Source organism: Bacillus sp. WC2507 (assembly GCF_052656125.1).
Genome location: NZ_JBQXPN010000001.1, coordinates 2,587,665 through 2,609,369, shown reverse-complemented (window position 1 = coordinate 2,609,369; position 21,705 = coordinate 2,587,665). Strand labels below are relative to the sequence as shown.

The following is a 21,705-nucleotide window of genomic DNA, read 5'->3' as shown; positions in this document are numbered from 1 at the left end:
TTCATTTAAACTTTATAAAACTCAAATGTATTTTTTTCTAAACATATTGTTTCATCAGAAGTTTTGATAATGATATCAAAACGCTGACTATACGAATGCATAAATACTTCATATTGAATCCGGCGTTCTTCATGAGACTGCCTTAAATAATTTATATCAGCTCCCCTTTCAGCTATATCCCGGCTTGATCTTCTCATTAGTTCCGTTTCGCCATCTGTGTAAAAATAAATTTTCAAATCAAATAAATCAGGATTAATAAATGCAGCGCTCATTCCCTCCACAATCGTTACTTTATTTTTCGAAGAAATCAAATTACTTTTCATGTAATGCGTATCTATCGTATAAAAATCTAGCCCCGATCTAACCATCTGAATATCTCTTTCTAAAGCTGCCAAATTGTGCGCCGCTGGATGACAAGCTGTCATTTTATAACAATGATTTTCATTTTGATACGTATAGTGAATCACTGCATGCTTACGAATATCCGAACTGACAATGTAAGGATCTGTATTAATATAATTTACTTCATTTTGATTTAATAAGTTTACGAGTCTATTAGCAAACGTTGTTTTTCCAGCTGCACCATGTCCTGAAATACCAATAACAATTTGTTCATCACTCATCCTTAACCAATTTATGATTTCTTGTAACAACTTATCCATCCTTCTCCCCCTTGCGCTAATATACTACCCTTTATTTAAATATCTAAAAATCCTCTTATTTAATTATACATAAAACGAGAAAGATATTGTGATTATTCATCATACCTTCTCTAATTCTAAACAACTATATTATCTTTTAAATGACTTTATTTTTTGTGAACACCTACACGATTAAATACATTTCTAACTTTATCACTCTAACAGAATATCCTCTATTTTTCTGATAATTTTTGTAAACCAATGCAGTCATGACTATGTACAATAAAAAAAGAGCCAATCATCTATGGAATAGAAGATTGACTCTTTTCTTTATTTACTCACCAGTTTCAGAAAATCGCTTTATACGTTCACCAATTTCATCGCGAACACGTTGAAATTCAGACCACTCTTTTCCTGCTGGATCGTCGAATCCCCAATGAACACGATTTACGTGTGGAGGTGTCGAAGGACAAACAGAATCCGCATGACTACAAAGGGTAACGACTAAATCAGCGTTATTTAAAATGTATGCATCAATCATATCTGATGTTTGATTCGTTATGTCGATATTTACTTCTTTCATCGCTTTAATAGCATTTGGATTTACTCCGTGCGCTTCGATTCCTGCAGAATATACATTCCACTTATCTCCCAAATATTGTTTGCCCCATGCTTCTGCCATTTGACTTCGGCATGAATTTCCTGTGCATAAGAAATAGATTGTCTTTTTGTTTTCCATGTTGTTTTCCGCCTTTGTTTTTAAATTATACTGGTTGATTATTAAAATATTTACGCTTAAACCAAAAAGCGACGTTTACAAGGGCAATCATTACAGGTACTTCAACTAATGGCCCGATAACAGCTGCAAATGCTGCGCCCGAATGAATACCGAACACACCAACTGCTACAGCAATTGCTAACTCAAAGTTATTACTACCTGCTGTAAATGCTAACGTTGTTGTCACTGGATAGTTTGCACCAATTTTTTTTCCCATAAAGAAAGAAACAAAAAACATCACAATAAAATAGATGAATAACGGAATTGCTATTCTTACTACATCTAATGGTACGCTAACAATCATTTCCCCTTTTAAAGAGAACATAACGATGATTGTAAATAGTAATGCAAGTAATGTAAGTGGACTAATCTTCGGTATAAACACCTTTTCATACCACTTTCTTCCTTTTAACTTAACGAGTACAAAACGTGTCAACATACCTGCTATAAAAGGAATTCCCAAATAGATAAATACTGATTTCGCTACTTCTCCCATTGTAATATCGACAGTAGCCCCTTCAATCCCTAACCATTCTGGAATGACTGTTACAAACACGTATGCATAAACGGAGAAGAATAACATTTGGAATACTGAGTTAAAAGCCACTAAACCTGCTGCATACTCTTTATCCCCATCTGCTAGATCGTTCCAAACAATCACCATTGCAATGCAGCGTGCTAAACCAATCATAATGAGCCCGACCATGTATTCTGGCTTATCAGGAAGAAAAATAATTGCTAAAACAAACATAAGTACAGGTCCAATAATCCAGTTTTGTACTAAAGATAAAACCAACACTTTTACGTCTTTAAATACTCGGCCCATTTCCTCGTAACGAACTTTCGCTAATGGTGGATACATCATGACAATTAAACCGACAGCGAGCGGGATAGACGTTGTTCCAACTTGTAATGTATTTAGTCCGTCTACTACACTAGGAAACACAAACCCCAAACCAATCCCAACAGCCATCGCTAGAAAAATCCATAGTGTTAAATATCGATCTAGAAAAGATAAACGTTTCATTTTATTTTCCATCTCCTATTAACAACAAGAATTTTTTTCTACTACGTTAGAAGTCGTGCAACAAGATGGATCTTCAATTTTATGAACATCACTCTGTGCTTTTGTATAAAAGAATTCCCACTCGTTCCCATCAGGATCTGTTACCCAAAACTTATCTTGGACCGCATAGCAACAAGTCGTATCCATCTCATCACGCGCAAAGAAACCTTCTTTTTCTAATCTTTCTTTATGTAATGTTATTTCTTCAGCTGTATCCAATTGGAAACCGAAATGATTTACTTGATTTCCATTCACTTCATCTTGCACGTTCAGCGTGAAATTAAGTCCTGGCGTCTCTAATAAAAATTTTGCATAATCCGTTTTCACCTTAACTGGTGATACACCAAATACCTTTTCATAAAATTCAATAGACTTCTCTAAATTCGTAACGTTTATACCAACGTGAGCATATCTCATAGCTTATTCCTCCTCTTTATATGTTATTAATCAATTTTTTTTGATTAATAGTTTAAAATTTTAACAACAGCTACCTTTACCTGTTTTTCTAAAAATACAGCACAATTCTTCTGATAATAAATTATTCACTTCCGCATCATTTAAATCATAATAACTCCACGTACCTTTTGTTTCTTTTACAATTAAACCTGCATCTAATAAAATCTTTAAATGATAGGACAACTTAGATTGCGTCATTTCAAAAATCTCTGTTAAATCACATACACAAGTCTGGCCTCGCTGGCAAAGTTCATACATGATTTCTAAACGCTTTTGATCCGCTAATGCTTTGAATTTTTTCTCATAGAGCTGAAAATCTTGTGCCACTGTAGTTCACTCTCCCTTCATCAACTTTTTTTGATATTTATAGTATATACGCTGTTTAGTTCTTTATGCAACTTATTAATCAATTTTTTTTGATTAAAATAACTCAACTTCCTCTCATCATATCCATGCCACCATTAAAAAAGGTCATAGCCTTTCCAAAAATGAAAAACTACGGTTCTTTTTACAACTTAATAGTTACAATATTTCCGAGGAATGGATTCTCTATAACTGTTTTAAATTTTAATTTGACCATTATAGAGTAGTGCCCCATCACCATCAAGCTAAGAAAAATAAATACCCCCAAATGAAAAAAATCGATATAACTCTTCGGCAAATAAAGATAACTCTTGTTTTTGGTGCATATTCATAAAAAGCACGTCACCCTTTCTCATTAACATAAGAGAATAGTAATGTGCTTTAAATTTCAAAAATAGTCTAAATCCTTAAGTTAATGGTTGTGGGGCGGGACCCCAATAAGAACGGTATCTAAGGTTGTATGAGAGGTGTTAGTTCCATTCCAAAAGCCTCAGCCGACGCTTAACTCAAGTACCGATTTCGGATGACCCCCATGTGATGAAGTTCGTGTCCTGCGATGCCGTACGCGAGGGCGCGCGCCGTAATGCTTAGGTTGTTGGCTGTGCCCTTACGGGTCCACGCCTCCGCCGGTAGCCCGCGCAGCAATGTGATCGTTGATTGCCGGACGGACCGGTAGTCTTCGGCCAATTGCGCGGTTGTCCAGCTTCCGAAAGGAGGCATGAACAATTCCTGATCGAAACCAGTCAGAGGCGTCTGATCCCCTCTTGCGAACCGGAGCAGGCGGTAGGTCATGACACGTTCCGCGTCTGCAATGTGGCCCACGACTTCTTTCAGCGTCCATTTTCCTTCCGCATACCGATATGCGGCCTGGCTTTCGGTCAACGATGCCAGGAGCTCGGTCATTTGCTTTTCCTGGGCGAGCAGAATATCGATGATGTTACCGTCCGGTACCAAACGGATATATTCGCCGGAGTTCCCGGCGTATTCTTCTTCTGACGGTCTTTGATTCATGCGTAGTCACCTCTTTATGTACATATAGAAAATTATAGCACTCGTCTATGTCGAATAAATTCGCGAAATGATGGAACTTTCCTTCTAATAATTGAGGATAAGCAACTATTTAATTTGTCGGTCGCCACACTATCCTGATTCGTTAACACAATAAGCAATGTTAATCAATCATGCATAAAAATTATCTGTTATACAATATTTCGAAGTTATTAATATATAAAGGTAACACCTTCTTTTTTAATTTAAAGATGGATTTTCAATTATATTTTGAAATGAATTGGAGTAAAACACACTAGTCTAACTACTTTTTTATAAACATCGTAACATTATTTCCCCCCCATATTTCCATCAATTTGAGAAATGTATTCTTCTCAAAAATGAAAATCGACCTAAGATCCTATGGACAACTATGAAAGGATGAAATTTTCGTTTTGGGGATATTTCAGAAGTATAGCTTGATAGATATGGGGTGGGACCCCATACAGTACGATTTTATTTCAAAGACACAACGATCTTACTACACACTGTTTATTTATCCCACACTCTCATCTGCTAGTATTACTATTTTTTATTACTAATGTTGCCGTTTCACTCGGATGGCTAAGAGGAAAATGATGGCCATATGGAACAAAATCAACCTTACCAAGATGCGATGGAGCAGAAAAGCCTCTGTCATAATCCCCCCAAATAATGTGAAGATTATACTTTGTTACTTCATTGAAATCACCTTGATCGTTTTTCAATAGTAAACTGTTAAGCTGAACCGTAGTATTTAAAATTCTAGGAGAAGTAAAACTGTTACTTATTTTTTCGATATAATGTTCAGGGATGCTCTCCATACTTTCAAACAAACCATTACTTAATAAATAACGCCCTATCAAATTAGTAGTTGCCAATTTTAATGTCCATTTGTTCATAAATTGAGGAACATTTAGCGATTTAGCATTTTTTTTAGCAACAGGTGGCTGAAGTAAAGTGATTGCATACTTCTTATCTATGTACTCTTGTACCAATGCTTCCAGAAGAATAAACGCACCGAATGAATGGCCAATTAGATGTGCACCATTAGTAGCTTTCTCCAATAACTTTTTCACTACATTCAAATAGGTATCTAGAATATTTTTCTCTCGTTTAAAAGGAGAACGTCCCAAACCTGGAAGATCCAAGATCCATACAGGTTGACCAGTTTTTTCATGAAGCTCTTGTGCTAAAGGAAATAAATCCTCTCCATCACTCAATAAACCATGTAATAAAATAAATGGTTTACCCTCTCCGTGTAATTGGTAAAGGGTAGTGTTATCGCATAATGTTCGTTTAAATAAATGATTATGCTGGCCATTTTGATACATCATTCGATAATCCAGATCAGCTACTACGGCAGGGAAAAATTTCATTACACTCGTCTTCTTAAACCAATCTCCTCCCATAATTTTTTCCGCTGAAACATTTGAAAATTTTCGTTTTGTAATAAAATTCAGTCCATCAGAAGGAATTTTTGTTATTTTACTTACTCCACTATTCATAATTGCTTTCATAAGTGGCATTGGGACAGAGATTTTTGGTGCCCTCATATTCATACTTTCCGACATAATACTTAATAATTCAGCAATGTTCTGATCGTGCTGTTTGTCTTCAACAAGTGTATATGTTTGAATAGTCGGTTGCTCCAATCTGAAAACCTGCACAATAAACTTCGCAAGCTCATCGTTTGAAATAAGTGGTAACCTATATCCCTTACCTCCAGGAATCACTGGCATGAGCCCTCTTCGCATACTCATCACAAGCAAACCTAATCCTGCTATCTGCTCTGTACTTCCTGTTTTACTACTACCGACTACAGTTGGTGGATTAATTACAGAAAGCGGATAACCTACTGCCGATGCCTGGTGACGGATATAAAGATCTGCTAAAAATTTTGTTCTCTCATATGGATTTTTCATTTTCAAATAATTGTTTCCTTCTTTAAACACATCAATTGCAATCTTGCTATTTTTATCATCAAAGGGACTCATATAACCTACAACATGAATAAATTGTTGCAAGCCCTTCAATTGATAAATACTTTTAGCTAATTCACTAATATGTTTTGCGCCATTTAAAAATACGGAAGCTGCCTCTTTACTTGTCGCTTGAATATCCATGGGGCCTCCTGCGTGAATAATCACATCCGTTTTCAATACCCTCTCCTTATCTTCAGCACTTAGACCTAAATCTATTTTCGTCAAATCACCTTCAATAAAGTGCATAACTTCCTTTTTTAAGATGCCTCTTTCTTGAAAAAGGCGTATTGCTTTACTTTTCGACCTCACTAAAAGAAGAATTTTAACATCCTCTTTGGCTAATTCTTTCACTAATTGCTTTCCAATAAAGCCTGTTCCACCAATTAAAAATACTGTTCTCATATAAGATCTCCTTTTTAGTACTAATCAGTACTAATTTAATGTAAAAAAAATGCTTCTTTTATCGAAGCAATTTTAAAAAATGATCTGCTGTTTTCGTGATTACAGTTGCATCTTTCAATGTTTCTGAAATAAATAACGCTCCTTCAAGATTTGTAATAAAAAGTGATGCAACCTCATCAATATTAATCGTATTTCTGAATTCTCCATTCTCTACCCCTTGTTTAAGTAATAGAGAAACTTTCTTTTGTAATCCTATAAAAAAAAGACCTATTTTTTCTTTTATTTGCGTGGCCTGTGTAGGACTTTGAATATAAAGAGTAATAAATGGACAGCTCCCCTTATACTCTCTCGACTGAACTCCTTGTGATAATTGCTTTAAAAACAGTTGGATACGATCTTCAACTAAAAATTGGTTCTGAGAAAGTACGTCATCAATTGCAGATTGATACATTTCAATCCAATAATCAACGACCCCTTCTAATAATACTTCCTTATTAGAAAAGTGATAATACACATTAGACTTTGAAACTTTGCTTACACGTACTAATTCATCCATACTTGTATAAGCAAACCCTTTTTCTAAAAATAATGTTGCAGCTACTTCAATCACACGTTTTTGATTCATTAATTTTACCTTTGTCATAACTAGAACTATATAGTACTAATTTAAATGTTGCAAGTATTTATATTAATTTAGAAAAAAGTTTGATTAAAAAAGTTCCACTAACATTGATTTTACTGCAAAAAAATCTTATGTTGAATAAAGTTGAACTGAACCCCGAAATTGTTCATTCACTATCGTCTAATAGGGGTCACCATACATACCCATCAACTTAAGAAAAAGAAATGCCCCAAAACGAAAAAATGAGCGGCTTCTCAAAATAGCTATCTGTAGAGAAAGAAAATTTTAATTTAGGGGGATATGAAAATATTAGCTTGATGGTGATGGGGTGCTCCCCCATCGCTATCAAGCTAATATTCTGAAGTACGCCCAAAATGGGAATTTTATATTTCTATGGTTAATTAGATCTTAGTTATTTTAGGATTCCTAAATTTCCTCAGTCCAATTTAGAAGTTCTTTTCAAAAAATAGGGTTCTTAAGATAAGTATCTTAAGAACCCTATTTTTTGATTTAGCATGGAAAGTATAATCTTTTCTAATTCAGCTTTATTTAAAACATCCTCAATAATTACAACTTGATAGGCATTGTCCTTTCCTTTTGCAGGAACAATTATTTTCATCCCCTTTATATTCCTTCCAGTTCATAATTCTCTATCTTGTCATTGTCATTAATCATAAATAAAATGGATCTTCTCCTGGTTCTATAGTGATGGTTTTTTCCTTGTTCTAAAATAGCGAATTGATAAATGAATTTTCTTAAAATTAAAGAAATTGAGCGCGAAAGCAATGAAAATAAACTATTCTTTTCATAGAAATATATAGAAAGTTCGACAATCCTAATTATAAAAATTCACTCCTTTATAATTGACGAAAAATTCAAATTCATTATATAATTTTGGTATTACCAATGTCTTCAACATGTATTACCATAAAATAAAGGAGACGATGACTTGAAAGAAAAGGAACGCACCTCAGATAAAATTGTGAATGAATTAATTAAATCCATATTGGCCGGTGTTTATTCTATAGGAAGCACTTTACCGCCAGAAAGAGAGCTTGCGAAAGAATTTGGTGTTGGTCGCCCAACTATTCGTGAGGCGCTTCAACGTTTAGGAAGAAGTGGATGGATAACAGGGAGAAAAGGAATGCCATCGATTATTAATGATTATTGGAGCAATGGTAATCTAACGACACTTATTAATATTGTTGAGAATCATCATACCATTACAGATGAATTTATTATGTATTTATTAGAATTTAGAAGTTCGTTGACTCCGACTTATATTCGTAATGCTGTTACGTTTAATCAACCTAAAGTGGTTGCTCTCCTTGCTAATCTTGAGCAACTTGAAGATAGTGCAGAAAGCTATGCAGCATTTGATTGGGATTTGCAAAAAAGGTGTGCTGGGCTTGCTGCCAATCCAATCTTTCTACTCATTTTAAATAGCTTTGATTCCATTTATGTAGATATGGCAAAAAGGTATTTTTCTGTAAAAGATCATCGTGAGTTATCCTTCCACTATTATCACGATTTATTAAAAGCTGCATTAAAGGGAGATGCGATTGAAGCAGAAAGATTGTGTAAGACAACATTGGAGAAAAGCTTGGCTCTTTGGAAAGATAGAAAAAAATAAAGAAAGCTGGAGGCGTGAAAAATGAAACTAAAATATTTTAAAGAATATTTTTCCTATCCTGATATTTTGATTATGAGCTGTCTTTTCCTCACTAGCTTTGGATTTATGATTTTACATTTAACCTCTATCGGAATTTGGGGTGCTTTTATTTTGGGAATGATTATGTATTCCTTAGCTGAGTACGCTACTCACAGGTTTATTTTTCATCTAAAGCCACCAAAGAATGCATTTTTATTAAAAACGCTTAAGCGCCTACATTATGACCATCATACAAATCCGAATGAATTACATTTATTATTTTTACCCTTATGGTATAGTGTGCCAAACATTGCAATTTCAGGAGCGATTTTTTATTTTCTTTCATCCAGCTTTGTCATGACAAACGCATTTATTGCAGGTATTATGCTCTTTTTATTATTTTATGAGTGGAAGCATTATATCGCGCATCGCCCCCTTCAACCAATATCACCATGGGGGCGATGGATGAAAAAAGTTCATTTATGGCATCACTTCAAAAATGAAAATTACTGGTATGGTGTTACGAATCCAGCCTATGATTTTCTCATGGGAACCTTTAAAGACCAAAAAGATGTTGCCCAAAGTAAAACTGCTAAAGACCTAGAGAAACGTGGTGACCAGAAAATAGAATTATAAAAATAATCCATTGTCATCATCCTGGAAATGTTGAATGAATTTTGCAGATTCGACATTTCCCAGGGAGTGGCAGGCATTTTTTCCTATTGAGTAGTACGCATGGTAATAGATTGCGTAAGGATCTTTTGAAAGTTTGTTCTGATCATTTACGAATTTATGTTCTTTTTAGAGGTATTTGTTGGAATGTCTATTGATCAATGAAAGATGAATGTGAAAATAAAAAAGAACTCTTTCATCTGTTGAGGAGTTCTTTTCATATAAATTACGATTGGGGTACCGTCACATCACCATCAAGCTAAGAAATGCAAATACCCCCAAAACGAAAAATAAGCTGCCTTCTGTCAAAAATACACGAAATTTTTAGCTTGAGGTGTTATAAAATTTTTAAGTTGATAGGTAGGGGCAATACCCCATCGCCATCACCTTAAGAATTCAGAATTACCCCAAGACGAAAAAATGAGCGTTTTTGTTACAAGTTAACACAAAATTTCGTTCTGGGGGTACTATAAAATTTAAGGTTCATAGCGATGTGACGGTACTCCTATTAAAGACATTTCTCCTTCTAAAGTAGACAGTACTTGCAATCTTAGTACGAATCACAGTTGAATTCATGTTACTTAATCGTACCCATTCCGGAAATTTTAATGTTAACCTTGACGTTGACATCGCCTTTTGCTAATTCGTTATTCCATTTATTTTGGACTTTTTTCCATTCTGGATATGTGTAAGTTCTTGCATATCTCCCAAGCCCAATAGGATCAATATTGGCAGTTTGTATTTTCTTTATTAATTGTTTGAAATCAGCTTCCAGCTTAGTTTCGATCGCCTTTTGTAATTTTGCTGCATCCTTTCTTGTATTGAACGAAAAAAGCCGTTCTGTAATGCCGACCCTCATCTTTATATCTGTATTAAATATAAACTTATTATCATATCTTACCTTTGTCTTTACTTTAATATTATATGCAGTAAAACTTATCCAATCTTTATCCTGGCTATTCGACTTTAGTTTAATTGCAATTGTAAATGGAAAATCGCCTGTAGTTCTTTGTTGCAGAATGCGTAATAATTTATTTTCATCGTATTTTAGTGTTAGTTTATACCGTCCTTTTTCATCTAGCAAAGCTGTACCTGTCACAAATATTTTTTTCGTTTTTTTCATCTCAGTCATATTTGCTGTTAACCCTTTGTCTGCTATTTGTTCATGTAGTTCTTGAAGATTTGTTTTTACTGTTATATTTCTTAAAGAGGCGGTATCAACTAGTTTTGTTAAATATAGAGGAAGACGCGGCTTATCATTTGGATTATAATAGATGACGTCTGAAACAGGTCCATCTACAGCAACAACCCTTGTGGTAACTGTATTTTTGGGATCTCGGTAAAATGGATCGAGATATTTCATCCAATTTTTTTGTTTCAGTAACCGTTTTCCAACTAAAATAACCTGTGTTTTGCTTCCCGAGGTAAGTGCCATAACAGTAGCATCAAATTGGTCTCTAGATTTTCGAACCGTAGCAGATTTTACAACAGTAGTTTCTTCTTTTACTTTTGCTTCTTTATTAAAAACAGGGCTTGATATATACACTAATAAATTATCATTACGATCTAAATCAATACCAAGAACAAGAGTAAGAGAAACGTCTTCAACATTTGTTTGATCAAAGCATCCAGTCATCATGAATACCGATAACAAAATACAACACAGTACTTTTCTTTTCAATGTATCCTCCCCTGGCGAAACTTCTCATATAGACAGCAGTACAGCCATAAAATGATAGGTAATATATAGGTTAATCCTAATCCAGCATTCGATAATACCTGTTGCCAAATTTCGGCTTCATTCCAACTAGGATGAGTCCAAAATATGAATCCGATAATGAGCAATAAGAGAATTACTACATGAGAGCTATGGTCTTGTTTTCCAAGTAATTGGCTTGAACAAAATACAGCGCAATATATGGTGGGAATCCATGCTGTGGAAACAACGGGTAAGTAAAGAGCCAATAAAATCATGTCAAAACGTTCTAAAAAACGAAACTCAATTACTTTAAGTAAATTTAGTACTGGTTGGTTAAATTGCGTAATGCTATCAGGGCTAAAATAGGCAAAGCAAACAAAAGTAGCAAATAAATAAAATAACATCGTTAAAGTATTTGCAATAACCATTCCATGGACTGCATACTGTTTTTTTTGTAAAAAGGGATATAAAAAGAACGCAATATCAAATCCTAAATAAGCAAAAATAGTGGTCGGTACAGCTGTAAATATAGGTTTCCACCCATCTTTTAAGAGCGGAAAGAATGGCATCCAACTTCCGTTCTCTTTAAGAGGTATCAAGAAAAATAACGGAATCCAAAGCATCGTATAAAAAGTAAGTTCGGAGTACCGCCCTATAATACGAGGGCCGTTACGTGCGACAAGAAAGGTAGGAATCGAAAACAAAAAGATAACGAGATAGTCAGGCGTTTTTGGAAGAAGCCATCCCTTAAGATAAAGCATAGCGTTCACAAGAACTACACAAGAATAAAAAGAGAAGTACATCATGTAAATAACAACGAATGCTCTCCCTACTATTTTTCCAAACAATCGTATAAGAATGTCATAAATCGTGTCCTCGGGATATCTTGCAGCAGTTTTGACTATAAATACACCTGATATTGTGGAGAATATCCAACCAATCAATATAGCTATCCATCCATCTGTTCCGGCTTTTTCTGCAAGCACACGGGGAAGCGATAAAACGCCAGTGGCCACCTGCATTCCATTGATTAAAACAATATACTGCATAAGAGAGATTTCATTATAAGCATACTTTTTCATAATTTCACCTTTTATTACGATTCTTTCCTTGTCGAATAGATTGAATGGTTCCATTCCCCTTAGGACGCCTTCTTATTGTCCATAAAGGAAAGCGTACAAAAGCATCTTTCATATCTGCAAAACGAAAGGGTGCTAATGGTGTTCCGTAAGAAGTACCTAGCGATTTAAGACTACTTAGATGCCCAATTAAAGTCATCCACCCGATAACAAGTCCTACAATTCCAAATAAGGCAGCTGCTAGCATCATTGGAAAACGTAAAAGTCTTACTGCCGCTCCCATATCATAGTTAGGAATAACAAAAGAAGAGATGGCGGTAACAGCGACAACAATAATCATAATATTGCTTACAATTCCCGCCTGAACAGCCGCCTGACCAATGACAATACCACCTACAATTCCAACTGTCTGACCAATCGGAGTAGGTATCCGTAAAGCCCCTTCTCTCATCGTTTCCAATGTTATTTCCATAAGTAATGCTTCCATAACTGGAGAAAAGGGTACACGCGTTCTTGATTCAGCAATAGATAAATATAGCTCTACAGGAATAACTTCAAAATTAAAGGAAATAAACGCAACATAACTCGCCGGCAGAAATAAAGCAACCATAAAGGCGATAAAACGAAGCAACCGAATAGACGAAGCAACTAACCACCTTGTACCGTAATCATCAACTCCTTGAAAAAAGGAAATAAAATTTGTTGGAGTAATTAATACATTAGGTGAATGATCCATTACAGTTACAAATCTGCCCTGTAAAATGTGAGATACAGCCAAATCAGGTCTTTCAGTTAATATAAATTGCGGAAACGGCGAGTAAGGGTGATCTTCAATGAATTCTATAAGTTCGCCATTACTAGTCACAGCGTCGATTGTAATATTTTGAATTCGTGTTTCTAATTCCTTCAGCACATCTTCAGAAGCTACATCTTTCAAATATAAAATAGAAATTTTGGTTTTGCTTCGTACACCAATTACTATTTCTTTTATCGCTAATTCACGATGAGGAATATATCTTCGAATCATTGCGATATTTTGACTTCCAGTTTCTATGAATGCTTGATGTGTACCCTTTAGAGCTATTTCGTTATGTGCATCTTCAACACTTCTTTGTGGCCATCCTTTTGTATCCAATTGATGTGCTGTTGTTCGACTGTGGATTAATAAAACACTATCTCCCCCATAAATAGCATTTTCAATCTGACTCAATGTATTAATAATTTTAATTTGTCCTAATGGAATTGGAAGTTCTGTATTGGTATCAAAATCACTATTCATCAAAGGACTTAGGACATGATTCTGAATCAATTCTTTATCTGTTAATCCAGACAAATATACTAAAGCTGCTTCTAATCCATCTACTGTTATTTGAAACCGCCGAATTACTAAATCAGGCGCTTGACGAAATATATTCTGAATATCAGCTATGTTTTTGGTTAAATCAGCGTCTAAGAGGGCATCTTCAATATTTTTTTCCTGAAAATGAGTATTGTCTAGTATTGGAAATGACTTAGGATTATCTCTATATTTTAAACGCCTCAAAAATTTAGCCATGATTCTCTCACTTTCTATGTACTTTTTATAGTATGTTTAGTATGCATATATTAAGAAAAAATATCCTACTAACTAGAGAGGTAACATTAGAATTATTACTATAAATTTCCGGGTGCATATTTCATAAAAATCAAGTTCAAAAATAGTCCTTTAAGTTGATGGATGTGTGGTACTACCAAGCTAGTAATGTGTTGCTCCCCCATATAAAGAAATTTTAAACATCTTAATCTACCTTTCCTTTATGTAAATATGGGAATAACGAAATTACCCCAAGGATAGCTAAACAAGCTCCAATCCATAGCGGAGATACAAAACCATATCCTTTACTGATCCCAAGACCACCAAGTGACGAACCAATAACAATACCTAGCGTAATAAAAGAACTATGAACGGTATTTATCATTATTCCATTACTAGCTGTTTTCATCACCCTCGCAACCATAGCTGGATTCAATGCTACACCAGTTAAACCAATAAAAATCGTAGAAATAACTGCAATGTATTTATTCTCTGCACTTAAAGCAAATAAAGACAACGCTATGATTAATATAATTAATCCACCCATAAGTATTTTCATTGTAAATTTATCAGCGAACTTGCCAATTATTATATTCCCAATTACCGTCGCACTACCATAGAGAGCAAGTAAATATGGAATACTTGCACTTGAAAAGCCTGTGACATTTGTAAAGATCGGAGTGAAATAACTAAATGCTGCAAACGTACCACCAATAATGAACATACTTGTTACGTACGCTGCCCAAAGATGAATATCCTTAAATCGCAGAAGTTCGTCTTTCCAATTTAATTGCTCTTTATTTGAAGATGATGGTAACAACCGTTGAATCATAAGCCCTGATACTAGCACAAGAACAGAAACAGCCCCAAAACTAATACGCCAGCCAAAAGATTGGGAAATAACGGTTGTTATAGGTAAACCTAATACAGTTGCGAACATTAAACCTGCAAGTACAATTGATGCAGCTTTTCCCCTTGAATCAGAGTGAACCAATGTCGCAGAAAAGGAAATCGCAACTCCAAAAGCTGAAGCTGAAGCAATACCAGTTATAATACGTGAAATCATCATAATATCATAGTTCCAAGCAATAGCTCCGAGCGATTGACCAATTAAAAATACGAACATTAAAAACAATAATGCTTGTTTGCTGCGCATTCGTAAGAGGATTGCAGTTAAAATGGGGCCTCCTATTACCATTGCTCCTGCATAAGCTGAAATTAAATACCCAATAGATGATACAGAAACCTGGAATGCAAGAGCAAGTTCATTCATCATACCTGCAACCATAAATTCTGATGTAGTCATACAAAAGATTGCTAAAGCTAATAAATAAATAATCGATGGCATAAAAACACTCCTTATTCATTATTGTAATGATTGGTACAAAAATAGTGCGAAAAAAGAGCGCACTAAGCGCCACAAATAGACTCTATTGTTCCTTTGATAACTTGTTCAGACAACACCCGATTTTGCATCGATACATTAAGAACACGGAATCCGTAATAACTGCTTAAAAGCAGACTAGCTAATTCCTCAGCTGATTGCTTCTTTGAAATTTCACCTGTTTGCAATCCTTCCTCCATCACTGTTACAATAGCTTGTTTAAGAAGTTCAACATGCTTCGAGAAAATTTCTTGTACCATTAAATCGTTTTTAGCACGTTCTATACTGGCATTAATCAATAAACATCCTTTTTGATCAACATTCTGAAAGTCTTCTTTCAATGCCCATTCAAAAAAATTACTTAATCGTTCTTTAACTGGAATTGGAGTATGTAACAATTTCCTTTGTTCCTTAATCCCAATTTCATGGTAGCGTTCTAATACTTGTTTATACAGTTCATGTTTACTACCGAAAGTATTGTACAAACTTCCTTTTCCAAGTCCTGTATCACTGCATAAATCTTGTGTAGAACACCCTTCATATCCTCTTAACCAAAATGTTTTCATTGCAACATCTACAATTGAGGAATAATCAAACTCTCGAGGTCTGCCGCGTTTATTCACCCGTATCCTCCTCTCATTTTAAAGATAACATGAATAGAATACCCTTTTTGTACCACGCGGTCAATAATTTTGTTTTATTGTTACTGTAAAATAAAATTTGACTATGTTAGATTACGAATAATTAAAAATAGCCCCCTTATTCAAGTTGTCTAGCGAAAAAATCACGTTTTAATAGGCTTCTTTAGCATGCCTACCTTTCTATAAATTACTAGCTATGAAACAAGGATCGTTTCATAACTAGTAATTTACTTGATTAGCTTGATGGGTATGGCGTAGTGCCCCTATAAACAAAATCCTCCAGAAACATCTAAAATCTGCCCCGTTACCCAGCGGCTATCAGAAGAAGCAAGAAATGCTACTGCATCTGCAATATCTTCAACTTGCCCTATTCGTCCGAACACAGATGAATTCGTAGCAAAATTTCGTATTTCCGGATTATCTAGCAATTTCGCATTTATATCTGTCTTCGTATATCCAGGCATAATTGTATTCACTGTTATGCCTCTTTCTCCAAGATGTTTAGCTAGAGGAAGTGTCATCGTATTTAGTGCACCTTTACTTAAACCATATGCAATGGACCCTGTAAAACCAAGTCTTACTTCAGCTGATGAAATGTTAATAACTCGCCCCTCCGCTCGTAATAACGGTAATGTTTGCTGAATTAAGAAGAACGGTGCTTTCATATTTACAGACATAATTTCATCAAAAACTTCTTCTGTCGTATTTTCAATTGTTCCTTGTGTACCTATCCCTGCATTGTTTACTAAAATATCAATCTCTGATGTACCAACTCTTATTTGTAATTCATTCTTCAATTGTTCTACTATCTTTTTGACACCATCAATTGAATTGAAATCCGCTTCAATTAAGAATGCCTTTCCTCCATTAGATTCAATCTCACTAATTGTTTCATCTGCAGCTGCTTTATTTCGGCCGTAGTGAATCGCAACTAATGCACCGTCGTTTGCTAATCTCATCGCAATCGCACGGCCAATGCCGCGACTCGCTCCTGTTACTAACGCTACTTTCCCATCAAGATTCTTCATTTTTTCCATCCTTCCTAAATTTCCGTTTAATAAAGTGAAACTTTAATCAGCCCTCACCAATCGGGCGTTTACGAGCAGTTAATGTGAGATAAATTCTATACTTATATTTTCATGCAAAAACCAATCATTTTAAATATAGATTTATAGGTAATTTAGTTCGTTTACTTATGATATTATAGTTATAATTTGTAATTTACTTTAGAAAATATAACAAGGAGGCTACACAATGCAAAACGCAGTAAAACTGGATGAAATCGATCATAAAATTATGAACTTGTTATATGAAAATGCGAGAATTTCCGTTTCAGAAATAGGACGGATCATATCCATGACGCAGCCTGCTGTAAAAGAGCGTATTAATAAACTTGAGGATCAAGGTGTTATAGCGGCTTACCGAACGAAATTTGAGCCTTCTAAAATTAATAAGAACATTCAAGCATTCATCATGTTTAAAACGAGCCAATGCTCTGATTTTATCCAATATTGTAATGCCGCTCCTGAAGTAATAGATTTATATCGAATTAGCGGGGAGTTTAATTATATGATGAAGGTCATGAGCGATTCGATGGATTCTCTCGCTACATTTTTAGACTCTTTAATGCGATTCGGATTATCATCTCCTTTAATTGTTTTAAAAAGTGAGTTTGAGGAGAAATTGTCGTTCTGATAAAGGAATAAGAGAATTGACATCTCAATGTGAAAATGAACACTTTATTTAAATTGACAGGCACCAGCTTTCCCAAAAAAGAAAAAGGAGTGGATCATCCACTCCTTTTAATCACCTACCCCTGATTCCTCTGCGCTTCTCTAAACTCCTCCTTCACCTTCTCTAACAACCCTTCTTCTGTAATTAATCGATACGCTGTATTCGCTAATGCTTTTGCGGATGTAATTAATGCTTTGTCTCCTAGTTCTGAACGTGCTGCTTCTCTAAATTCATTCGTATGTGCAATTAAGTCGTCTGGGCCGATTTTGATGTACGGGTGAATGGTCGGTACGACTTGACTTACGTTCCCTGCGTCTGTTGAACCAATGCCAAATCTTTCTTTACGGTTTACATCTTCACCTTGTAATTCTAGTTCTTCAGCTACAACGTCATTAAATGTTTTTGTTACGAGTAGTTCATCGATTTCATTTTGGAATTGATGAATTTTTACTTTTGTGCCTGTTGCTAATGCTGCTCCCTGTGCGATATTTCTTACTTTTTCTGTTACTTCTGCACATCTTTTTCTCGTTGCTGCACGGATGAAGAACCTTGCTGCTGCGTAGTCTGGAATAATATTCGGCGCTTTTCCGCCCTCAGTAATCACGCCATGAATTTTCACATCTGACGGAAGTTGTTGGCGAAGTGCGTTAATACTGTTGTACAGCTGGATGATCGCATCTAATGCGTTAATTCCTTCTTCTGGTGAAGCTGCGGCATGAGCTGTTTTTCCGTAAAAATGAAAATCAAGTGGATCGACTGCTAGTGAAGGACTCGTTGTCGCTGTCTTTCCGCTCGGATGAATCATAAGCGCCGCATCAATGTTTTTGAATAGACCTGCCTTTACATAACTCGCTTTTGCACTACCATTTGGTCCTCCTTCTTCAGCTGGAGTACCAAACACGACAACTTCCCCGCCAATTTCTTCAAGCGTCTCTGATAATGCGATTGCTGCCGCAACACTAATTGTTCCGATTAAATTGTGACCACACGCATGACCAAGTCCTGGTAAAGCATCATACTCAGCTAAAAATGCGATGACTGGTCCTTGTTTCCCTGAACTTTTTCGCGCGATAAAACCTGTTTCATGTCCAGCAATATTGTGCTGCAACTGGAATCCTGCACTCCCTAGCAATAAACTCAACGTTCTTGATGCATAAAACTCTTGATTACCAATCTCCGGATTCGCATGAATATCGTGACTTGTTTCTATGTACTTTTCCTTATTTCTTTCTATACTCTCTTCAATTGTTTTTCTTTGTGACGTTACTCCTGTCGCTCCCATTTTTCTTCCTCCTTTTATTTTCACGTAAAAAAGCCTCTTTCTAAAAGATAGAAAGAGGCTTCTGTATATACAATCAAAATGAGCTTCTTTCTTATCTTTCAAGTTACCTTGCTGGAATTGGCACAGTATTCATAACGAATCCGCTGCCGAGGTATCATAGGGCCAGTCCCTCCACCTCTCGTGATAAGAATTTTCATAAAATTATATTAAATTACATTTATTCTAAGTTCATTCCAATTAAAAGTCAAGGAATTCCTATCCGAATTTACCGAATATCTAAAAATCCTTTTAATACACCAATTGTTTCTGGTGCTTGTAATCTTGCACATACGTACGGAAATTCCGTACTACCTTCAAATATCATTTGAGATGTGAGCGGTGCGCCTGCCCAGAAGATTTCATCATCAATTACGATAAACGGGAATGCTTTATTTTGTCTTTGTAACTTTACATTTTTCAACGGAACTGGTCCATCACTATAAACTGTTATTTGTGCATTTGTACGCATTAACGCTTGCCATACTCGTTTATCTACTTGTTTCGTACTTGGCAGTGAAATAATAATTTTTCGTTTTGCGGCTAAAATATCTTTCAATAGTCCTTTCGGCTCTTCAAGATTCATTTCCATAAACCAACGTAAACGTTTCGAAATTTTCCGTTCCCACAATTGTCTTGATGTCGTACGATCATACACATCTCCGTGTCGTTCTATATGAGCTGTTAATTGTGATAACGCTTGTTTTCTCGATAAGTTTTTACGCATATAATGGCAATCTGATAATTGAATGAACTTCCCTCTCGCCCTTGTCACTGCAACGTTGACGAGGCGATGGTTTTTATGGTCAAAGAATAACACGCCAGGTCGTTCTTGCGGATAACTATCAACCGTATCAAAAATCATCATATCTCTTTCAGACCCTTGAAACTTATGAACCGTCGCCGCTAAAACTGGTATGTTTTGATATTTCGTTCTCTGCAACATTTCTCTCATACACGTTGATAAAAAGCGGGATTGTGCCCTGTAAGGTGTAACAACACCAATCGATTGAACACCATCTAACAGCCCGATTAACATCATTTGCATCGCTACTAAACCAGACATAATATTAAAACGAGAACCAGAAGCAGCGTCTTTTAAAGAAAATGCTCCCATTGAGCTCGTATCAAATAAAACACTTGCCTCATTTGCGAACGGTTGCAATTGCGCAAGTTCTTTACGTTCTGAAACAGACGGATGATCGTATACTCTATTTTTATAAATAAATGAGTTTGTAAACTTCGATATATCCGCATGCATACGTCTTTGTTCCTGCAGCATAAAGAGGTTTGGATGTGCCTCTGATTTATTTACAGTATCAACAATCCCGGCATGATAAAACATATCTTCGCCGAGCCATTTTCGAACGAGTTCATGGTTTGCCATCGCAATCGGAGGTAACTGTAAAAAGTCACCACAAACGACGATGCGTTTTCCAAGTGAAGCTGCTAATGCAATTTGCGGAACATAGGCCATACTTACTTCATCTACGACAACTAAATCAAATGTACGCTCATAAATAAGTGAATCAATGGCACATTTCGATAAAGTTGCGCCGATTACTTTCGCATTTTCAATGTATTCTTTTTCTACTTCTTTAATTTTCGCTTTTTGCTTTCGAAGATCACTTTCAATCTCTTGTATACGCTTCTTATCAGCAGAAGTCGCTTTATATGATAAAATCTTTTCACGAAGATCTTGGCGTGTTTCCTCTAAATAAAGTCTTTCCTCACCCCATGATCCGTTCGTCGTTTCAACTAACTTCGACGTAAGTAATGTTTCATGATTTCGTATATGTTCATGTTGACTATAACCGTAACGAACAATTTCGCCAGGTGTCCATTTCTTTTTCTTCTCAATTTGCTTCGTTACTTCACTCATTAATACGTCCACTGCCGCATTACTATGAGCTAATACAAGTACCGATTTTCCTTTTTGATAATGCGCCGAAATAATACGTGATAAATTGTAAGACTTCCCTGTTCCAGGCGGTCCCCACACGTACGTTGTCGGATTGTAAAACGAACGATACGCCAATTCATTTTTCGGATTTTTCATCTTCTCAATATGTTTCGGACTGCTCGTCCCATCAACAAGACGCTTTATACGATTACGTTTTAGCTTATCTTTATGAGCTTCTTTTAATCGCTCTTGTAGTTGCTCTAACAATTGCCACGGTTCACTGTATAAAACAGCTTCTCGCATTTCACCTTGTATATAATCATTTAATTTCAGTTCTATTTCTAATCCATGTACAGATAATACTTCTCCTGTCGCTTCCTCACCATCAAACTCAATCCGAATTGGTGAACCTTCAGGTAAGCTTACTTCCGATATGAGCTGAAATACGTATACTGTACTTTCATAATCTGTATATAAAAAACGACCGTTCATGATAGAAATTTTACTACCACCTATCGTTTTCCAATGTTTAATTTCATACGCTAATGCATAATGCCACTCTTTCATCGTTGCCGATAATGAAGGAGTTTGAGTAGGTGTATTCATCGTATAATCTCCTTCCTTCTCCCCAAACATACTTTCTCACTATACCATATAACACGCTAAAATTTGTAAGGTTTTTATCTTGCTTATTTTCTTAATTTTCAATAAT

Annotated in this window: 20 protein-coding genes and 1 riboswitch; of the genes, 3 read left to right on the top strand and 17 right to left on the bottom strand. The window is 35.5% G+C overall.

The features are described from left to right. Window positions 1–5: 5 nt before the first annotated feature. From ACUN28_RS13940 to ACUN28_RS13900, 9 genes are all read right to left on the bottom strand, one after another. Window positions 6–662: a uridine kinase family protein gene (locus ACUN28_RS13940; RefSeq protein ID WP_016087249.1), complete on the bottom strand. Its 657-nt coding sequence runs from the start codon at window positions 660–662 to the stop codon at window positions 6–8. A gap of 313 nt (window positions 663–975) precedes the next feature. Next, entirely contained in the window at window positions 976–1,380 is a 405-nt protein-coding gene (gene arsC / locus ACUN28_RS13935; protein ID WP_016087248.1) for an arsenate reductase (thioredoxin), read from the bottom strand. A gap of 25 nt (window positions 1,381–1,405) precedes the next feature. Further along, a complete protein-coding gene (gene arsB, locus ACUN28_RS13930) occupies window positions 1,406–2,446 on the bottom strand; it encodes an ACR3 family arsenite efflux transporter (RefSeq protein WP_016087247.1) in 1,041 nt (346 codons plus the stop codon). 18 nt (window positions 2,447–2,464) lie between these two features. Next, window positions 2,465–2,902, bottom strand: coding sequence for an ArsI/CadI family heavy metal resistance metalloenzyme (locus ACUN28_RS13925; protein ID WP_016087246.1), 438 nt, complete (start codon window positions 2,900–2,902; stop codon window positions 2,465–2,467). Between the two features lie 60 nt (window positions 2,903–2,962). After that, the gene (arsR, locus tag ACUN28_RS13920; protein ID WP_000046014.1) at window positions 2,963–3,268 is read right to left on the bottom strand and encodes an arsenical resistance operon transcriptional regulator ArsR; all 306 of its coding nucleotides are present in this window, start codon (window positions 3,266–3,268) and stop codon (window positions 2,963–2,965) included. A gap of 537 nt (window positions 3,269–3,805) precedes the next feature. Continuing rightward, the gene (locus tag ACUN28_RS13915; protein ID WP_016087245.1) at window positions 3,806–4,315 is read right to left on the bottom strand and encodes a DinB family protein; all 510 of its coding nucleotides are present in this window, start codon (window positions 4,313–4,315) and stop codon (window positions 3,806–3,808) included. A gap of 545 nt (window positions 4,316–4,860) precedes the next feature. After that, entirely contained in the window at window positions 4,861–6,717 is a 1,857-nt protein-coding gene (locus tag ACUN28_RS13910; RefSeq protein ID WP_016087244.1) for an alpha/beta fold hydrolase, read from the bottom strand. 58 nt (window positions 6,718–6,775) lie between these two features. Continuing rightward, window positions 6,776–7,342 carry a TetR/AcrR family transcriptional regulator gene (locus ACUN28_RS13905; protein WP_016087243.1) on the bottom strand — a complete coding sequence of 189 codons (567 nt, stop codon included), beginning with the start codon at window positions 7,340–7,342 and terminating at the stop codon, window positions 6,776–6,778. A gap of 472 nt (window positions 7,343–7,814) precedes the next feature. Continuing rightward, on the bottom strand, window positions 7,815–7,958 hold the full coding sequence (locus tag ACUN28_RS13900; protein WP_002108101.1) for a hypothetical protein: 144 nt from the start codon (window positions 7,956–7,958) through the stop codon (window positions 7,815–7,817). Window positions 7,959–8,288: 330 nt separating this feature from the next. Between ACUN28_RS13900 and ACUN28_RS13895 the strand changes: the two genes are divergently transcribed. Further along, window positions 8,289–8,972, top strand: coding sequence for a GntR family transcriptional regulator (locus ACUN28_RS13895; protein WP_000659654.1), 684 nt, complete (start codon window positions 8,289–8,291; stop codon window positions 8,970–8,972). A gap of 21 nt (window positions 8,973–8,993) precedes the next feature. Then, window positions 8,994–9,626, top strand: coding sequence for a sterol desaturase family protein (locus tag ACUN28_RS13890; protein ID WP_000770119.1), 633 nt, complete (start codon window positions 8,994–8,996; stop codon window positions 9,624–9,626). A 613-nt stretch (window positions 9,627–10,239) separates the two neighbouring features. Here ACUN28_RS13890 and ACUN28_RS13885 read toward each other — a convergent pair. From ACUN28_RS13885 to ACUN28_RS13860, 6 genes are all read right to left on the bottom strand, one after another. Continuing rightward, on the bottom strand, window positions 10,240–11,343 hold the full coding sequence (locus ACUN28_RS13885) for a Ger(x)C family spore germination protein (protein WP_000824428.1): 1,104 nt from the start codon (window positions 11,341–11,343) through the stop codon (window positions 10,240–10,242). Next, window positions 11,340–12,443 carry a GerAB/ArcD/ProY family transporter gene (locus ACUN28_RS13880; protein ID WP_033659858.1) on the bottom strand — a complete coding sequence of 368 codons (1,104 nt, stop codon included), beginning with the start codon at window positions 12,441–12,443 and terminating at the stop codon, window positions 11,340–11,342. The genes ACUN28_RS13885 and ACUN28_RS13880 overlap by 4 nt, the downstream gene beginning before the upstream one ends. A 4-nt stretch (window positions 12,444–12,447) precedes the next feature. Beyond that, the gene (locus ACUN28_RS13875; RefSeq protein WP_001051402.1) at window positions 12,448–13,995 is read right to left on the bottom strand and encodes a spore germination protein; all 1,548 of its coding nucleotides are present in this window, start codon (window positions 13,993–13,995) and stop codon (window positions 12,448–12,450) included. Between the two features lie 223 nt (window positions 13,996–14,218). Continuing rightward, window positions 14,219–15,361 (bottom strand): MFS transporter, encoded by a 1,143-nt coding sequence (locus tag ACUN28_RS13870; RefSeq protein ID WP_016087241.1) that lies wholly within the window; start codon window positions 15,359–15,361, stop codon window positions 14,219–14,221. 62 nt (window positions 15,362–15,423) lie between these two features. Next, window positions 15,424–16,020 (bottom strand): TetR/AcrR family transcriptional regulator, encoded by a 597-nt coding sequence (locus tag ACUN28_RS13865; protein WP_001042189.1) that lies wholly within the window; start codon window positions 16,018–16,020, stop codon window positions 15,424–15,426. Between the two features lie 281 nt (window positions 16,021–16,301). Beyond that, entirely contained in the window at window positions 16,302–17,066 is a 765-nt protein-coding gene (locus ACUN28_RS13860) for an SDR family oxidoreductase (protein ID WP_016087240.1), read from the bottom strand. A gap of 226 nt (window positions 17,067–17,292) precedes the next feature. On the opposite strand from ACUN28_RS13860, the gene ACUN28_RS13855 reads away from it, so the two are divergent. Further along, the gene (locus ACUN28_RS13855; protein ID WP_016087239.1) at window positions 17,293–17,733 is read left to right on the top strand and encodes an Lrp/AsnC family transcriptional regulator; all 441 of its coding nucleotides are present in this window, start codon (window positions 17,293–17,295) and stop codon (window positions 17,731–17,733) included. Between the two features lie 115 nt (window positions 17,734–17,848). Here the strand turns inward: ACUN28_RS13855 and ACUN28_RS13850 are convergent, their stop codons facing one another. Further along, entirely contained in the window at window positions 17,849–19,054 is a 1,206-nt protein-coding gene (locus ACUN28_RS13850) for a M20 family metallopeptidase (RefSeq protein WP_016087238.1), read from the bottom strand. A gap of 88 nt (window positions 19,055–19,142) precedes the next feature. After that, window positions 19,143–19,244: riboswitch (SAM riboswitch) on the bottom strand. A gap of 75 nt (window positions 19,245–19,319) precedes the next feature. Next, complete coding sequence (locus ACUN28_RS13845) at window positions 19,320–21,629, bottom strand: AAA domain-containing protein (RefSeq protein ID WP_016087237.1); 2,310 nt, start codon at window positions 21,627–21,629, stop codon at window positions 19,320–19,322. Window positions 21,630–21,705 lie beyond the last annotated feature (76 nt).

Excerpts from the sequence above, each read along its gene's own strand:
- ACUN28_RS13850 (WP_016087238.1), bottom strand. The coding sequence starts at position 19,054 with ATGGGAGCGACAGGAGTAACGTCACAAAGAAAAACAATTGAAGAGAGT.
- ACUN28_RS13845 (WP_016087237.1), bottom strand. The coding sequence starts at position 21,629 with ATGTTTGGGGAGAAGGAAGGAGATTATACGATGAATACACCTACTCAA.
- ACUN28_RS13855 (WP_016087239.1), top strand. The coding sequence starts at position 17,293 with ATGCAAAACGCAGTAAAACTGGATGAAATCGATCATAAAATTATGAAC.
- arsC (WP_016087248.1), bottom strand. The coding sequence starts at position 1,380 with ATGGAAAACAAAAAGACAATCTATTTCTTATGCACAGGAAATTCATGC.
- ACUN28_RS13905 (WP_016087243.1), bottom strand. The coding sequence starts at position 7,342 with ATGAATCAAAAACGTGTGATTGAAGTAGCTGCAACATTATTTTTAGAA.
- ACUN28_RS13900 (WP_002108101.1), bottom strand. The coding sequence starts at position 7,958 with ATGAAAATAATTGTTCCTGCAAAAGGAAAGGACAATGCCTATCAAGTT.
- ACUN28_RS13875 (WP_001051402.1), bottom strand. The coding sequence starts at position 13,995 with ATGGCTAAATTTTTGAGGCGTTTAAAATATAGAGATAATCCTAAGTCA.
- ACUN28_RS13880 (WP_033659858.1), bottom strand. The coding sequence starts at position 12,443 with ATGAAAAAGTATGCTTATAATGAAATCTCTCTTATGCAGTATATTGTT.
- ACUN28_RS13860 (WP_016087240.1), bottom strand. The coding sequence starts at position 17,066 with ATGAAGAATCTTGATGGGAAAGTAGCGTTAGTAACAGGAGCGAGTCGC.
- ACUN28_RS13890 (WP_000770119.1), top strand. The coding sequence starts at position 8,994 with ATGAAACTAAAATATTTTAAAGAATATTTTTCCTATCCTGATATTTTG.
- ACUN28_RS13940 (WP_016087249.1), bottom strand. The coding sequence starts at position 662 with ATGGATAAGTTGTTACAAGAAATCATAAATTGGTTAAGGATGAGTGAT.
- ACUN28_RS13870 (WP_016087241.1), bottom strand. The coding sequence starts at position 15,361 with ATGCCATCGATTATTTATTTATTAGCTTTAGCAATCTTTTGTATGACT.
- arsB (WP_016087247.1), bottom strand. The coding sequence starts at position 2,446 with ATGAAACGTTTATCTTTTCTAGATCGATATTTAACACTATGGATTTTT.
- ACUN28_RS13915 (WP_016087245.1), bottom strand. The coding sequence starts at position 4,315 with ATGAATCAAAGACCGTCAGAAGAAGAATACGCCGGGAACTCCGGCGAA.
- ACUN28_RS13925 (WP_016087246.1), bottom strand. The coding sequence starts at position 2,902 with ATGAGATATGCTCACGTTGGTATAAACGTTACGAATTTAGAGAAGTCT.
- ACUN28_RS13910 (WP_016087244.1), bottom strand. The coding sequence starts at position 6,717 with ATGAGAACAGTATTTTTAATTGGTGGAACAGGCTTTATTGGAAAGCAA.